This is a genomic window from Terrabacter ginsenosidimutans, from assembly GCF_039539425.1.
GTDB classification, from domain to species: domain Bacteria; phylum Actinomycetota; class Actinomycetes; order Actinomycetales; family Dermatophilaceae; genus Terrabacter; species Terrabacter ginsenosidimutans.
This window is the reverse complement of sequence record NZ_BAABDC010000005.1, coordinates 172,515-187,121: the sequence shown is the minus strand read 5'-3', so window position 1 is coordinate 187,121 and position 14,607 is coordinate 172,515. Positions and strand designations below refer to the sequence as shown.

10 protein-coding genes are annotated in these 14,607 nt (G+C 71.8%); 6 read left to right on the top strand and 4 right to left on the bottom strand.

What is annotated here, in order from left to right:
• Nucleotides 1-54: 54 nt before the first annotated feature.
• Both ABD831_RS15885 and ABD831_RS15880 read right to left on the bottom strand, forming a co-directional pair.
• On the bottom strand, nucleotides 55-2,511 hold the full coding sequence (locus ABD831_RS15885) for an immune inhibitor A domain-containing protein (protein ID WP_344948700.1): 2,457 nt from the start codon (nucleotides 2,509-2,511) through the stop codon (nucleotides 55-57).
• 228 nt (nucleotides 2,512-2,739) lie between these two features.
• Entirely contained in the window at nucleotides 2,740-3,420 is a 681-nt protein-coding gene (locus tag ABD831_RS15880; protein WP_344948697.1) for a hypothetical protein, read from the bottom strand.
• A gap of 71 nt (nucleotides 3,421-3,491) precedes the next feature.
• Here ABD831_RS15880 and ABD831_RS15875 point away from each other — a divergent pair, with 71 nt between their 5' ends.
• The gene (locus tag ABD831_RS15875; RefSeq protein ID WP_344948695.1) at nucleotides 3,492-4,286 is read left to right on the top strand and encodes an SURF1 family protein; all 795 of its coding nucleotides are present in this window, start codon (nucleotides 3,492-3,494) and stop codon (nucleotides 4,284-4,286) included.
• Nucleotides 4,283-4,657, top strand: coding sequence for a DUF3817 domain-containing protein (locus ABD831_RS15870; RefSeq protein ID WP_344948692.1), 375 nt, complete (start codon nucleotides 4,283-4,285; stop codon nucleotides 4,655-4,657). The genes ABD831_RS15875 and ABD831_RS15870 overlap by 4 nt, the downstream gene beginning before the upstream one ends.
• A 38-nt stretch (nucleotides 4,658-4,695) precedes the next feature.
• Here the strand turns inward: ABD831_RS15870 and ABD831_RS15865 are convergent, their stop codons facing one another.
• Nucleotides 4,696-5,406, bottom strand: coding sequence for a response regulator (locus ABD831_RS15865; RefSeq protein WP_344948690.1), 711 nt, complete (start codon nucleotides 5,404-5,406; stop codon nucleotides 4,696-4,698).
• A complete protein-coding gene (locus tag ABD831_RS22275; RefSeq protein WP_425582839.1) occupies nucleotides 5,381-6,043 on the bottom strand; it encodes a sensor histidine kinase in 663 nt (220 codons plus the stop codon). Before ABD831_RS22275 ends, ABD831_RS15865 begins: the two co-directional genes overlap by 26 nt.
• A gap of 785 nt (nucleotides 6,044-6,828) precedes the next feature.
• Here ABD831_RS22275 and ABD831_RS15855 point away from each other — a divergent pair.
• From ABD831_RS15855 to ABD831_RS15840, 4 genes are read left to right on the top strand one after another with little or no spacing between them, the layout of a single operon-like run.
• Complete coding sequence (locus ABD831_RS15855; RefSeq protein WP_344948687.1) at nucleotides 6,829-10,041, top strand: efflux RND transporter permease subunit; 3,213 nt, start codon at nucleotides 6,829-6,831, stop codon at nucleotides 10,039-10,041.
• Nucleotides 10,038-10,481, top strand: a complete 444-nt coding sequence (locus tag ABD831_RS15850) for an efflux RND transporter periplasmic adaptor subunit (protein WP_344948684.1) — start codon at nucleotides 10,038-10,040, stop codon at nucleotides 10,479-10,481. Before ABD831_RS15855 ends, ABD831_RS15850 begins: the two co-directional genes overlap by 4 nt.
• Nucleotides 10,478-13,690, top strand: a complete 3,213-nt coding sequence (locus ABD831_RS15845) for an efflux RND transporter permease subunit (protein WP_344948682.1) — start codon at nucleotides 10,478-10,480, stop codon at nucleotides 13,688-13,690. The genes ABD831_RS15850 and ABD831_RS15845 overlap by 4 nt, the downstream gene beginning before the upstream one ends.
• On the top strand, nucleotides 13,680-14,567 hold the full coding sequence (locus tag ABD831_RS15840; protein WP_344948679.1) for a hypothetical protein: 888 nt from the start codon (nucleotides 13,680-13,682) through the stop codon (nucleotides 14,565-14,567). Before ABD831_RS15845 ends, ABD831_RS15840 begins: the two co-directional genes overlap by 11 nt.
• Nucleotides 14,568-14,607 lie beyond the last annotated feature (40 nt).

The window sequence follows — 14,607 nt, the reverse complement described above, 5'->3', positions numbered from 1 at the left end:
AGGGCCCCGCCGACCAGTGGTCGGCGGGGCCGTTCGTGCGTCAGGCCGTTCGCGTCACCTGGGGGCGACGAGGACGTTCAGCGAGTTGCCCTGCTTCGACGTGCCGACGACGCGGATCGTCGTGCCCGTCTTGGGAACGTCGACGCCGTACCAGCCGGGCTGGTAGCGGCCCGGGTGGGAGCCGGTCGCTCCGTGCTGGTCGGCGTTCACCCACCACGTCTTCGTGTCGTCGAAGACCGGCTGGGCCGGCTTCGAGGCGACCGTGCCGGTGGTGCCGTCGGCCGGGTTGTGCAGCGTGATCGCGTCGGTCGTCTCGAGCCCGAAGGTCGAGTCGTAGGACAGGATCCGGTTGCGCATCAGCGTGCCGTTGGACCAGTGCGTGAACTCGGGGTGGGCGTCGACCGGGAGGACGAGCCCGGAGCCCGGGTGGTCACCGACGTTGTTGTCGTTCTGGGAGGTGTCCCAGTAGTTGATGAGCAGTCCGTTCTGGTACGGGTAGGTCTCGACCAGGTCCGGCTTCGTCGGGAAGCCGAAGTTGTAGGCCGTCTTCAGCGACGTGTCGTAGCCGTCGTACTGGCGGTTCTCGGCGATGTACGCGTTGAAGAAGGCCCGCTGAACCGAGCCGGCGGTGGCGCGGAAGCCGCTGCCGTCGGCCGGGCTGAAGGTCCAGCCCGCGTCGGTCTCGGCGCCGTCGAGCGCCTGGCCCGTGACGGCGATCGCGTCGAGCTGGAGGCCCGGCGGCGGGGTGGACACCCCGGGCTGCCCGACCTGGGCGCCGTCGGCCTTGTAGCGGAACTGCAGCTGCACGGTCTTGCCGGCCCACGGCGACAGGTCGGCCGTGAGGTCGGTCCACGATGCCTTGACGCCCGTGATGCCCTGACCGAGGTTGTTGCCGTTCGGGTCGGTCGTGCGCGACAGGTTCGTCGGCACCTGGGTCCACGTGGCACCGTTGTCGGCCGAGACCCGCAGGTAGGCGTAGTCCCAGTCCTCCTCGATGTTGTAGCGGGCCTTGGCCGCGAGGCCGACCGTGCCGGCAGGCAGGGTCACCGACTTCGTCATCGTCGTGTCGAGGTCGTCCGCCGCGTCGCTGTAGTACATCTTCGAGCCCTCGTAGGGGTCGCCGAGCTCGAGCGGGACCATCTTGTCCGGCAGCACGGTGAAGAGGGCCTGTGCCTGCTTGGTCGCCGGCACGTTGGAGCCGATGGTGTGCGACGAGCGCTTGCCCGCGTACGCGACGTCGTAGAACGGTCCCTGCTTGCCCTGCGGCTGGAGCCAGCCCAGCTGGAAGAGCTCGAAGGCACCGAGGTCGGTCGGGTCGTCGCCGATGCCGTCCGGGCCACCGTCGCCGATGTTCGCCCCGGAGCTCATGAGCGTCCAGAACGCCGTGTTGTTCTCGGCGCCGCCGGTGTTGCCGGAGGTGTCGTAGAGGTCGGGCAGTCCGAGGTCGTGGCCGAACTCGTGCGCGAAGACGCCGAGGCCGCCGTTCTCGGGCTGCATCGTGTAGTCGCCGACCCAGACACCCGTCGGGTTGTTGGGCACGAGGGCGCTGGACACGAGGCCCGTGTTGCTGCCGACGTTGACGCCGGCCCCGAGCGGGCCGCCGCCCTGGACGGCTGCGAAGGAGCGGTGGCTCCAGATGGCGTCGGTGCCCTGGTTGGGGTCGCCGGCCGCCTCGTCGCCGCCCGCATGGACGATCTGGAAGTGGTCGATGACGCCGTCGGGCTCGTTGAAGTTGCCGTCGCCGTCGATGTCGTAGCGGTCCTGCTGGTCGAACGTCTTGAGGTACGTCTGGATCTCGGCCATCGTCTTGCCGGCGTCGAGCTGGCTCTTGACCCAGACCGCGAGCGCGTCACGGACGAGCGCCGTCGACGTGTTGCAGACGATGCTGCCGCAGTAGTTGCGGCCGTAGAGCGCCTCGTTGAAGGGCACCTTGACCCACTCGGTCACGTCTCCCTCGACCGAGTAGCGGCCCGAGGACTGGCGCTCGTAGTACTTCGCCATCCGGTTGAAGTACATGTCCTGGTAGTGCGCCCGGTTGTAGTCGGTCTGCCACAGGGTCGAGTTGTCGACGGCGCGGTTGGGGGCCGGGATCTCGTTGTGGCGCGGTCCGGTCACGTCGGTGGCGCTGCCGTCCGGCGGCGGGCCCTGGAAGATCGGGTTGGGATACTGCTGGTCACCGAACTCGACGATGACGACGAAGATCTTGTCGGTGCCCTCGCGCTCGAGCTGGACGTGCTGTCCCTTGCCGAGTGTGGCGACCTTGCCCTGGGCGCTCGGGTCGCCCTTGAGCCGCTTCTCGAGCGCCTTCTGGCGCATGGCGTCCTGCTTGACCGCGAGTGGCGAGCGCAGGTTGTCGTTCCGGGTCTTGCCCGATGCGGAGCTGTCGGCCTTGGTCTTGCCGACGCCGGTTGCCGCCTGCACCGGTGACGCCGCTATGGCGCCGGTGACAAGGGCTCCCGTGGCGAGCAGGCCGATGAGCCTGCGACGCCCGGAGTGCAGTGATTGCCTCACGAGGACCGTCCCTGAGATGTGTGAGTTTCCTGTGGGATGTCGAGCTCGCCGCAGATCTTCCGCTCCGCCCCCGAAGCGCGACTTTCGCAGTCAAGACCTCCCGGGCCCTCCGTAGCCGTTTCGTTCCATGAGCGTTATCGATTCGTGACCAGAGCCAGGGAGTGGTTTGCCACGTCTGCCCGCGTGTGGACGATTTCGGCCGCAGTCGCGCGCGGTCAGCTGTCCCCGTCAGAAGGTGACGAAGGTGTTGCGTGCCAGGAAGAAGCCGTGCCGACCGGCCTCGTCGATGCAGGTGACGCCCGTCGTCTCGCTCAGGCAGGCGGTCGTGCCGGAGGGCTGGGTGCGCGAGCCGTAGCCGAGCACGGGCTCGGATCCGGTGCGGATCGTGTCCGTGTTGCACACCGGCCGCGCGCCGGCGGGACCCAGCTCGATCCGGCCGACGTCCTTCGCCCCGCCCGGCGGGCAGATCGTGGGCAGGGGAGGGTCGATGCGTCCCTGCTGCACCTCGCAGGCGACGGTGGAGTCGCTGCCGCGGCGACACACGATGTTGCCCGTCGGGCTGCGGAAGTCCGCGCCCACGGACGCCGCAGGCGCGGCCGCGTCGACACGGCCCCTGGCCTCGTCGAAGGAGGTCGGAGCGCCGCGGTGCCTGCCGACCGACAGGGCCGTCGGGACCGGAGGCGTCGTCGTCGCGCTGGCGCTGGGCGACGGGGTCGCGGTCCCGGACCCGGCGGTGGGGCCGGGCGAGCTCGGCGGGTCGACCATGACCGTCACGGTCCGCCGAGGCGTCGGGATGTCGGTCGCGCCGCACGCGGCGAGAACGCCCGCCACGGCGACGGCGGCCAGGACGACGACGGCGCCACGCGGCATACCCGGTCGGTGTCGGAGCAGGGGTCGCAACGGGGACATGCCGCAGCAGTCTGGCACGGGTGCCCGCCCCGGGTCAGGTCGGAGACAGCGCGGTGACCTACCCTTGGGGCGTGTTCCGGCGCCTGCTCACCCCCCGCTGGGTCGGCATGCTCGCCGCCCTCGCCGGGGTCGTCGCTGCCTGCGTCCTGCTCGGCCTGTGGCAGCTCGGCGTGGCCCGCGACTCCGGGCGCCAGGACGCCGTGTCCGCCGCCTCCACGCTCGAGCGGGCCCCGCTGCAGCAGGTGACCGCGCCGCACCGCGACTTCCAGGCCGACTACTCCAACCGCGCCGTCACCGTCACCGGGACGTATGCCGCCGAGCGCACCCTGCTCGTCGTCGACCGTCGGCTGGGTGGCCGGGTCGGGTCGTGGGTCGTGACCCCGCTCGAGACGCAGGGGGGCACCGTCCCCGTGCTGCGCGGCTTCGTCGACGGCACCCCGACGGACGTGCCGCAGCCGCCGAGCGGCGTCGTCACCGTGACGGGGACGCTGGGGCCGGGGGAGTCGCCGCGTGACGGCGCCCCGCTGCCCGCGCCCCGGGTGCGCTCGATCGACCTCGCCTCCCTCGTCAACGAGTGGCCGGGCGAGCTCTACAACGTCGTCGTGCTGGCCTCGGCCGAGTCCTCCGGTCCGGCCACCGGCCTGACGCGCGTGCCACCACCGGATCTCGACGCACCGCTCAACCTGCGCAACGCCGCCTACGCCGTGCAGTGGTGGGTCTTCGGGATCTTCGCGATCTGGATGTGGTGGAAGATGTTCCGAGCAGAAGAGCAGGCGGAACAGCAGGCAGAACAGCAGGCCCAGGGCCTGGCAGCGCAGCAGGCGGACGAGCCCGTCGCTGCACCGAGAGAAGGCGCCACGACGTGAGCACGTACCCCCAGACCCTGGCCAAGCCGCAGCAGATCCGGTCGGCCCTGTCGATCTACCGCGTCCTCGCGATCATCGCCGGCATCGCGCTCTTCGTCCTCATCCTCGAGATGGTGATGAAGTACGCCTTCAAGCAGACCAACGTGCTGACGGAGTACTGGAGCCCGATCCACGGGATCATCTACTTCGCGTATGCCGTGTCCGTCGCCAACCTGGGCCTCAAGGCCGCGTGGGGCCCGGTGCGCATCGTCAAGAACCTCCTCGCCGGCTTCGTGCCCGTGCTCCCGTGGGTCGCGGAGCGTCGCAACACCGCCGAGACCGAGGCGCTGCTCTCCCGGGCCTACGTCGCGGGCGGTTCAGAGCCCGCCTGAGCCCGCCTGAGCCGGCCTCGGGTCGGCGTCGGGTCGGCTCACCCGCGCGGGCTGACTGCCGACGGGTCGCCGTCCCCGGCCTCCGGTCGGTTCGGCAGGACGAGCCCCGTCTCGTAGGCGTGGATCACGAGGTGCACCCGGTCGGGCGCCTGGAGCTTGGCGAGCAGGTGCGCGATGTGCGTCTTGACACTGCTCTGGGCGAGGTGCAGCTCGGCGGCCACCTCGGCGTTGGTGTGCCCGCGCGCCACGAGACGCAGCACCGCCAGCTCGCGCGGGGTGAGCGCGGGCCGTGCCTTCCCGTCCGGCGGGGTCATCGGCAGGTAGCGCGAGTAGCGCTCCAGCAGCCGTCGGGTGACGGCCGGCGCGAGCAGGGCCTCCCCGCTCGCGACGACCCGGACGGCATGGACCAGCTCCTCGGGCGTCGCGTCCTTGAGCAGGAACCCGCTCGCGCCTGCCCGCAGAGCGGCCACGATGTACTCGTCGAGGTCGAACGTCGTGACCACCACGACCCGGGTGGGGGGTGGCGGACCCATCGCGACGATGCGCCGGGTGGCCTCGACACCGTCGAGCACCGGCATGCGGATGTCGAGGATCGCGACGTCGGGTCGTAGCCGGGCGGCGAGGTCGACGGCCTGCTGGCCGTTGGCCGCCTCGGCGACGACGTCGAGGTCGGGCTCGCCCCTGAGGCAGTCGGCGAGGGCACGTCGCATGAGGGGCTGGTCGTCAGCGATCAGCAGCCGCAGGGTCACGGGTCACTTCCCCCGCCCCGTCCGGGAGGACGCAGTCCACGACGAAGCCGCCGGAGGGCACCTGACCCGTCCGCAGGGCGCCTCCGAGGAGGTCCACCCGCTGGCGCATCCCGAGCAGGCCGTTGCCCGGCGTGGACGCGGACGTCTCGCGCCCACCGAGATCGCGGACGACAAGGCGGAGCCGTTCGGGTCCGAAGTCGACGTGGACCGTCACGGGTGAGCCGCTGGCGTGCTTCATCGCGTTCGTGAGCGACTCCTGGACGATGCGGTACGCGTTGAGCTCGACGGGCAGGGCGAGCGGCCGGCGGTCCCCGGTGACCTCGAGTCGGACGTCGGTGCCCGCCGCGGCGACCTTGGCCACGAGCTCCTCCAGCTGGTCGAGACCGGGCGGGGCGGCACCGGCCGCGTCGTCGTCGATCGACTGGAGCACCCCGACCATCCGGCGCATGTCCGTCAGGGCCTCCCTGCCGAGCGACTCGATCGCGGCCAGCACCTCGCCTGAGACCCTGTCGCCCTGTCGCTCCCTCCGGCGGGCGCCCCCGGCGCGCGCCACGATCATGCCGACGTCGTTGGCCACGACATCGTGCAGCTCCCGGGCGATGCTGGCGCGTTCATGGGCGGCGGCCAGCGCGGCCACGGTCGAGCGTTCCTGGGCCAGGTGCCGGGCGCGCTGCTCGAGCAGCAGGGTGCGGTCCTCGAGCAGCCGGGTGCGCATCCGGTGGAGCCGGTAGCCCCGGCCGAGTGCCCAGGCGGCGAGGACGGCCAGGACCTCGGTCAGCACCTCGTCGTCGACGGCCGTGCCGAAGCGGGCCAGAGCGCTCCCGGCAAGGCTCGCCAGAACGGAGACCAGGGCGACGGCAGACCGCGGGAGCGGCCACCGCTGGCCGACGGCGAAGCAGGCGACGACCACGGCATACGGCATCGGTGCGAGCGGGTAGCCGGCCGCGTTGCGGGCCACGGCGGAGAGCGTGGCGACGGCGAGGACCCAGCCGGGGAACGGGCGGCGCCACAGGAGCGCGACGCACCCCACGAGGATCAACGCGGCGCCCGCCAGATCGGGCTCGCGGTAGTGCAGCGGTCCGTCGTCCGTCTCGAAGACCACCGACGCGCGTTCGACGAAGCCGAAGAGCGAGGCGAGGGCCACGAAGAGGACGAGCGCCACGTCGCCGGCCGTGATCGGACCCGGCGAGAAGCGCCGGCGGCGGTCCCCCGGGAGGAGGGAGGCCACCTCGGGGACGGAGGCCCTGTCCTCCTGCAGTACCCGTCGCTCCCACGAGAGGACGAGGCGAAGGGGGTTCCGGCGGCTGAAGACCAAGACCATCACCCCTAACTAGCCTCAAATATCACGGTACGACGGCCTCCCACCGAAGGGGGCGGAATGAGGTCCATGGGCCCGGTCCGGCAGGCGCCGGCTCCGGTGACGTGCAGGAGGAGCTCGACCCCGACCGGTTCCACGAGGGGCAGGCCGTGAGCCGGGCCGCCCTCGTCGGGGCGAACCCGCGGTTCGGCCGGCTCGTCCTCGCGGTCGCCGCTGGCGTCCTGGTGCTCGGGGCGACCGCGCTGGGCTCGGCGCGCGTCGACTTCCTCCCCGAGTTCATGGCGCCGTCGGTGCAGGTGCAGACCGAGGCGCTCGGTCTGTCGGCCGCGGAGGTCGAGCAGCTCGTCACCGTGCCCCTCGAGCAGGACCTGCTCAACGGCGTGCCGTGGCTCGACCGGATCCACTCGCGCTCGCAGGCCGGCCTGTCGGCCATCGAGGTCGTGTTCGAGCCGGGGACCGACATCTATGCCGCCCGGCAGATGGTCCAGGAACGGCTGACCCAGGCGCACGCCCTGCCCAACGTCGGGAGCCCGCCGATCATGGTCGAGCCGCTCGCGTCGGCCAGCCGGGTCGCGATGATCGGCCTGCACTCCAGGACCGTCCCACTCATCGAGATGTCGGTCTTCGCCAGGTGGAAGATCCGCCCCCGGCTCATGGGCATCCCGGGTGTGGCCAACGTGTCGATCTACGGTCAGCGCGACCGGCAGCTGCAGGTTCAGGTGGACCCCGCCGACCTGCACCGCAAGGGCATCACGCTGACTCAGGTCATCGAGACCACCGGGAACGCGCTCTGGGTCTCACCCCTGACGTTCGTCGAGGCCTCGACCCCGGGCACCGGAGGCTTCGTCGAAGGACCCAACCAGCGACTGGCCGTCCAGCACGTGCTGCCCATCACGACCGCCCGGAACCTGGCCCAGGTCTCCGTCGAGGGCACCGCGAAGCCGGTGCGGCTCGGCGACGTCGCGCAGGTGATCGAGGACCACCAGCCGCTCATCGGCGACGCGGTCACGTCGGAACCCTCGCTCTTCCTCGTCATCCAGAAGTTCCCGGAGGCGGACACGTTGACCGTCACCAAGGCTGTCGAGGACGCCCTCGCCGGCCTGCGCCCCGGCCTCGGCGGGATCGACGTCGACGCGTCGGTCTACCGTCCCGCCGACTTCATCGAGAGCGCCGTGCACACGGTCGGGCTCGCCGGCGCCGCGGGCCTCGTCGCCCTGACCCTCGGCGCGCTGCTGCTGTTCTGGTCGCTCCGGGCAGCCGTGGTCATCGCCGGCTCGGTGCTCGTCTCCGTCACGGCGACCCTCTACCTGCTCTTCCTGCGCGGGACGACGCTCACGAGCATGACCCTCGCCGGCCTGATCGTCGCCGTCGTGCTCATCGTCAACGAGGTGGCCGCCGAGGTCGAGGCCGTCCGGGCGCGCTCGTGGGACGAACGGTCTGCCGGCGTGTCGCGGTCGATGGGCGACATCGTGGCGGAGGCGTTGGGCGCCACGCGGCGGACCGCGTTCGTCGGACTGCTCGCCAGTGCCCTGGCCATGGTCCCGCTGCTCGCCTTCGGCCCGCTCGCCACGGCCTTCACCAAGCCCCTCGTGCTGACCTACGTCCTGGCGCTCGCGGTGGCCCTCGTCGTGGGGCTCACGGTGACCCCCGCCCTGATGCTCCTGTTCGTGCGCGACCGGTCTCGCGGTGCGCCGGCGCGTCGTGAGCGCGGGCCGGTGCCGGCGGTCGCCCGAGCGCTCTCGGGCACGGTGTCCCGGTTCGCGGCGAGCCGGGCGCTCGTCTGGTCGCTGGTCGCCGGTCTCGCCGTGCTCGGGGTGGGCGCGTCCGCAGTGGCAGTCCTGCGCACCACCCCTGCGATGGTCCCCACGGCGCGGGACCTCGACCTGCTGCTCCACGTCGAGCTCCCGGTGGGGACCTCGCTGACCGAGACGACCCGGGTGTCCGACCGGCTGTCGTCCGACCTCAGGGCCTTGCCGGGGGTCGCGACCGTCGGCGGGCACGTCGGCCGGGCTGTCACCTCCGACCAGCTCGGAGACGTCAACAGCGGCGAGCTCTGGCTGACCATGGACGGCTCCGCGGACTACAAGGCGACCATGGACTCCATCGACCGGGTCGCGCACCGGTATCCCGGGGTGCGGACCGCGCTCATGACCTACACGGCGGACCGGGTCGGGGTCGCCACCGCCGGTGGTGACGCCGGGGGAGCCGCTGGCGGAGCCGCTGGGGGAGACGCCGGGGGAAGGCACGACGTCGTCGTGCGGCTCTTCGGACAGGACCTCGACGCCATGCAGGCGACGGCCGCCGAGATGGCCCGGGCCATGTCCACCGTGTCCGGTCTGCAGGGCGCGCACGTCGTCGCCACTCCCCGGCAGCCGACCGTCCACGTCGAGGTCGACCTGGCGGCAGCCGAACGAGCCGGCCTGAGACCGGGAGACGTGCGCCGCGAGGCCACCACGCTGGCCAGTGGGCTCGTCGTGGGCAACCTCTACGAGAAGGCCAAGGTCTTCGACGTCGTCGTCCTCGGCACCCCGACGACGCGGGCGAACCTCTCCGGCCTCGACGACCTGCGGGTCGACACCCCGTCCGGCACGCAGGCGCGCCTCGGCGACGTCGCGCACGTCACGGTCGGGCCAGAGCCGGCCTCCATCGTGCACGACCAGGCGATGCGCAGCGTCGACGTCGTCGCCGACCTCGCGGGCGGCGGAGCCTCCTCCCTGGTCTCCGACGTCCGCGCCGCCGTGGACCGGGTGCCCATGCCGCGCGAGACCCACCTGCAGGTGCTCAGTGAGGCCGCCGACCGCGAGGTGGACGCGAGGCGCGTCGCCCTCGTGTCGCTGGGGGTGCTCCTCGGGATCCTGCTCCTTGTGCAGGCCGCCATCGGCCGCTGGCGCGCCGCGGCCGCCGTGGTGCTCTTGGCGCCCCTGGGCGGGGTCGGCGCCGTGCTCGTCGCCCCGGTGCTCGGAGGACTCGGGACTCCGGGGCCGCTGCTCGGTCTGTTCGCGGCCTCCGCCCTCACGCTCGTCGTCGGGCTGGCATCGGCCCGCGCCCTCGGTGCCCATGTCCTCGGCGCCGGCGTCCCCGGCCGCCCGGCGACCTCGGTGGCCGGCGTCGCCACGGAGCGCATCGTGCCGGTGCTCCGGGCCGCTGCGCTCGTGGCCCTCACGGTGGCCCCTGCTGCCGTCCTCGCCGACCGCGCCGGCTCGGAGGTCCTGCAGCCCTTCGCGGTCTCGCTCCTCGCGGGTCTCGTGACGAGCTCACTCGTCGTCCTGTACCTCGTCCCCACCCTGTGTGGCCTCCCGAAGGGAGCCGAATCATGAATGACCGCAGGCCCACCGGGCTCCTGGTCCTCTGCCTCCTGCTTGCACCGGGGGTGGCCGCCTGCGAGGCCTCGGCCGCGGCACCCGAGGCCGACCCGCCCGCGGTCGTCCAGGAGGTCCCGGGGTCGGACGTCAAGACGGTGCGGCTCTCCGACGACGCGGCGGACGCTGTCGGCATCGAGACGGCCACGGTCGGCCGTGCCGCCGCCCCTGGAAAGCTACGGATCCCCTACGCGGCGGTCCTCTACTACCTCGACGGCTCGACCTGGGCCTACCGGGTCGAGGAGAAGAACACCTTCCGCCGGGTGCCGATCCGCGTGGAGTCCATCTCCGGTGACGTCGCCACCCTGACCGCGGGGCCACCGGTCGGTTCGACCGTCGTCGTGGTCGGGGCGACGGAGGTGCTCGGCGCCGAGCTCGAGATCAGCGGCGAGCAATGACCGAGCGGCGCGGCGTCATCCGGTGGATCGTGCAGTCCAGCCTGAACCTGCGATTCATCGTCGTCGCCGCGTCCGTCGTCCTCATGGTCCTCGGCTTCACCTCGCTCTCCCAGATGCGGGTCGACGTGTTCCCCGAGTTCGCGCCGCCCCGCGTCGTCATCCAGACCGCCTGCGTCGGGCTGTCGACCTCCGACGTCGAGGAGCTCGTGACCGTCCCCCTCGAGCAGGGGCTGAACGGGCTGCAGGGCCTGTCCGACATGCGCTCGCGGTCCGTCCCGCAGCTGTCGTCGATCGAGCTGCTCTTCTCGGACGACACCGACCTGCTCCGGGCGCGGCAGCTGGTGCAGGAGCGGCTGGCCATCGTCTCGCCGAGCCTTCCCACCTGGGCGGCGCCGCCGGTCATCCTGGCCCCGGTGTCCGCGACCGGCCGCGCCATGCAGATCGGGATGACCTCGAGGACGAGCTCCCTCATCGAGATGTCGATGTCGGCGTACTGGAACATCCGCACCCGGCTGCTCCAGGTGCCGGGCGTCGCCAACGTCGCGATCTGGAACGAACGCCTGCAGATGATGACGGTGCAGGTCGAACCAACCCGACTGGCCGCCCGGGGGGTGACCCTCGACCAGGTCATGGAGACGACCGCGGACGCGGTCGACTCGGGCTTGCTGAGGTTCTCGTCCGGCAGCGTCATCGGCACCGGGGGCACGATCGAGTCGGCGAACCAGCGGCTGCCGGTGCGCAACGTCCTGCCGATCATCACCCCGGCCGACCTCGCGAAGGTGCCCATCAAGGGGGCCGCCGCGGGGTCCGGCGCAACCCGGTCGTCCCCGGGAGGCGCCACGAGCCGGGTCAGCCGTCCGTCCACCCTGGGCGACGTGGCGCTCGTGGGGGAGAACCACCAGCCCCTCATCGGTGACGCCGTCGTCAACTCCCAGCCGGGCATCCTCCTGGTCGTCGAGAAGCTGCCGTGGGCCAACACCCTGGAGCTGACGGCCGGGGTGGAGTCCGCCATCGCCGAGCTCCAGCCCGGCCTGCCCGACGTCACCTTCGACACCCATGTCTTCCGGCAGGCCGACTTCGTCGAGCTGGCCATCTCCAACCTCTCCCAGTCCCTCCTGCTGGGCTTCCTGCTGGTGGTCGCGATCCTGCTGCTGTTCCTCTTCGAGTGGCGCGTGGCGCTGATCAGCCTGCTGACGATCCCGCTGTCGCTCGTGGTCACCCTGCTGGTGCTGCACCTGGGCGGGGCGACGATCAACACGATGACGCTGGCCGGCCTCGTCATCGCCCTGGGCGCGGTCGTCGACGACGCGATCATCGACGCGGAGAACATCGTCCGGCGGCTGCGGGAGCGCCGGCTGTCGGGCAGCTCGGAGTCGACGGCCTCGGTGATCCTGCACGCCTCGCTCGAGGTCCGCAGCCCGATCGTCTACGCGACCCTGATCATCGTCGCCGCCGCCATCCCCGTCTTCCTGCTCCAGGGGCTCACCGGCGCCTTCTTCCGCCCGCTGGCGCTGTCGTACACGCTGGCGATCGTGGCCTCGATGGCCGTGGCCCTCACGCTGACCCCGGCACTGTGTCTCATCCTGCTGCGCTCGGCACCGATCGAGCGACGCACGTCGCCCGTCGTCCGCTGGCTCCAGCGCGGCTACGTCGCCGCGCTCGGACGCATCGCGGTGCGGCCCCGGGGTGTGTATGCCGCAGCCGCGCTGGTCACGGTCCTCGGGGCCTTCGTGGGGTCGGCTCTCGGACAGAGCCTGTTCCCGGCGTTCCAGGAGCGCGACTTCCTCATGCACTGGGTGGGGGTGCCGGGCACCTCCGACGCCGAGACGGTGCGCACGACCACGGCGGTCAGCAAGCAGATCCGCGCCGTCCCGGGTGTGCGCAGCTTCGGCGCGCACATCGGTCAGGCACTGCTCGGCGAGGAGGTCTTCGGGGTGAACTTCGGCGAGAACTGGATCAGCCTCGACCCCTCCGCCGACTACGCGTCTGCCCGCGAGCAGATCGATGCGATCGCCGCAAAGTACCCGGGCGTGTTCGCCGAGGTGCAGACCTATCTCGACGAGCGCGTCGAGGAGGTGCTCACCGGCGGCAAGGAGCCGATCATCGTCCGCGTCTACGGCGAGGACCTGGGGGTGCTGCGGGCGAAGTCGGCCGAGATCCTGTCGCTGCTCGCGGCGATCCCGGGGGTCAAGGACGCCCACACCGACATCTCCGCCGACATCCCCCAGGTCGAGGTCCGCGTGAAGCTCGACGCGGCCGAGAGGGTCGGTCTCAAGCCCGGCGACGTCAGGCGCGCCGCGGCGACCCTCGTCGCGGGCGAGGAGGTCGGTGACATCTTCCGGTCAGGCCGCGCGTACGACGTCGTGGTCTGGAGCACGCCGGCCACCCGGTCGGACGTGACGGCTCTCGAGAAGCTCCTCATCGACACGCCGTCGGGCGGACGGGTGCGGCTCGAGGACGTCGCGGACGTGTCGGTGCAGCCCAACCCGAACGCCATCGAGCGGCAGGGTGACTCGCGCCGGCTCGACGTCGGCGCCGGTGTCGAGGGCCGCGACCTCGGCTCGGTGGTCAGCGAGCTCAACGCCAGGCTCGCGAGCGTCGGCTTCCAGCGCGGCTACCACGCGGAGGTGCTGGGGGAGTACAAGGAGCGCCAGACCGCGCAGAGCCGGTTGCTGACCTCCGCCCTGGTCGCAGGGCTTCTCATCCTGCTCCTGCTGCAGACGGCCTTCCGCAGCTGGCGACTCGCCGTCCTCGTGTTCCTCACCCTGCCCATGGCCCTCGTCGGCGGAGTGCTGGCGGCCTGGCTGTCCGGCGGGATCCTCTCGCTCGGGTCCCTCGTCGGCTTCTTCACCGTCTTCGGGATCGCCGCACGCAACGGGATCCTGCTCATCAACCACTACCAGCACCTCGAGCAGGTCGAGGGCATGGAGTTCGGGCTTCCCCTCGTCATCCGGGGCGCCAAGGAGCGCCTCGCGCCGATCCTCATGACGACGCTCGCCACCGGGCTCGCGCTCGTCCCGCTCGTGGTGCTCGGTTCCCGCCCCGGGCACGAGATCGAGCACCCCCTCGCCGTCGTCATCCTCGGTGGCCTCGTCACCTCGACGCTGCTCAGCCTCTTCGTCGTCCCCTCCATCTACCTGCGCTTCCACCGACCGCCCGACCAGCCGGTCCTCGTGGCCGGCGCCGAAGGAGAACCCCATGCGACCTGACCTGCGCCGTGTCGTCGCGGTCCCCACGCTGCTCGCCGGGATGGCGGTGCTGGCCGCCACCGTTCTCGTCGCACCCGAGGCGGCCCGGGCGTCCGGGACGGCCAGGACGGCGGTCGCGAGCTCCAGCCACCCGAGGTTCACGCACCCCCTCGCCACGCGCTCGCGGTACTTCCCCCTGGTCCCGGGGACGCGCTTCTCCTACGAGGGCACCGTCACCGACGCCGAGGGCACCCACCGGCACCGAGTCGTGTTCGTCGTCACCGACCTGGTGAAGAAGGTGGGCGGCGTCAACGCGCGGGTCATCCTCGACAAGGACTACAACGACGGCGTCCTCACCGAGGCAGAGCTCGCCTTCTTCTCCCAGGACAACAAGGGCAACGTGTGGACCCGGGGGGAGTACCCCGAGGAGTACGAGAACGGCCGGTTCCAGGGCGCCCCCAGCACGTGGGTCACCGGGGTGCGCGGAGCCCACGCCGGGATCCTCGTCCCGGGCCGGCCCCGTCTCGGAACGGCGCCCTTCGTCCAGGGGCGGGCGCCGGCGGTCGGCTTCTACGACGTGGGGAAGGTCGTCGCCAAGGGACTGCGCGTCTGCGTCCCGACCGGCTGCTACTCAGGCGTGGTCAAGATCAGGGAGTCGGCCCCGAACGCTCCCGAGGACGGCATCCAGCTGAAGTACTACGCCCCGCACGTCGGGCTGGTGCGCATCGCGGCCCAGGGCGGCGACTCCCGGGAGGTCATGGTGCTCAAGTCCCTCCGGCGGCTCTGTCCCCGCGAGCTGCGCGCGGTGCGGGCCGAGGCGCTGCGCCTCGACCGCCGCGCCTACCACGTCTCCAAGGACTACCGGGCGACCGGGCGGGCGCACCGGACCCGGTGGTGAGCGGTCGCGGCGAGGGGTGTCCGGGCCTGGATCTGGGGGT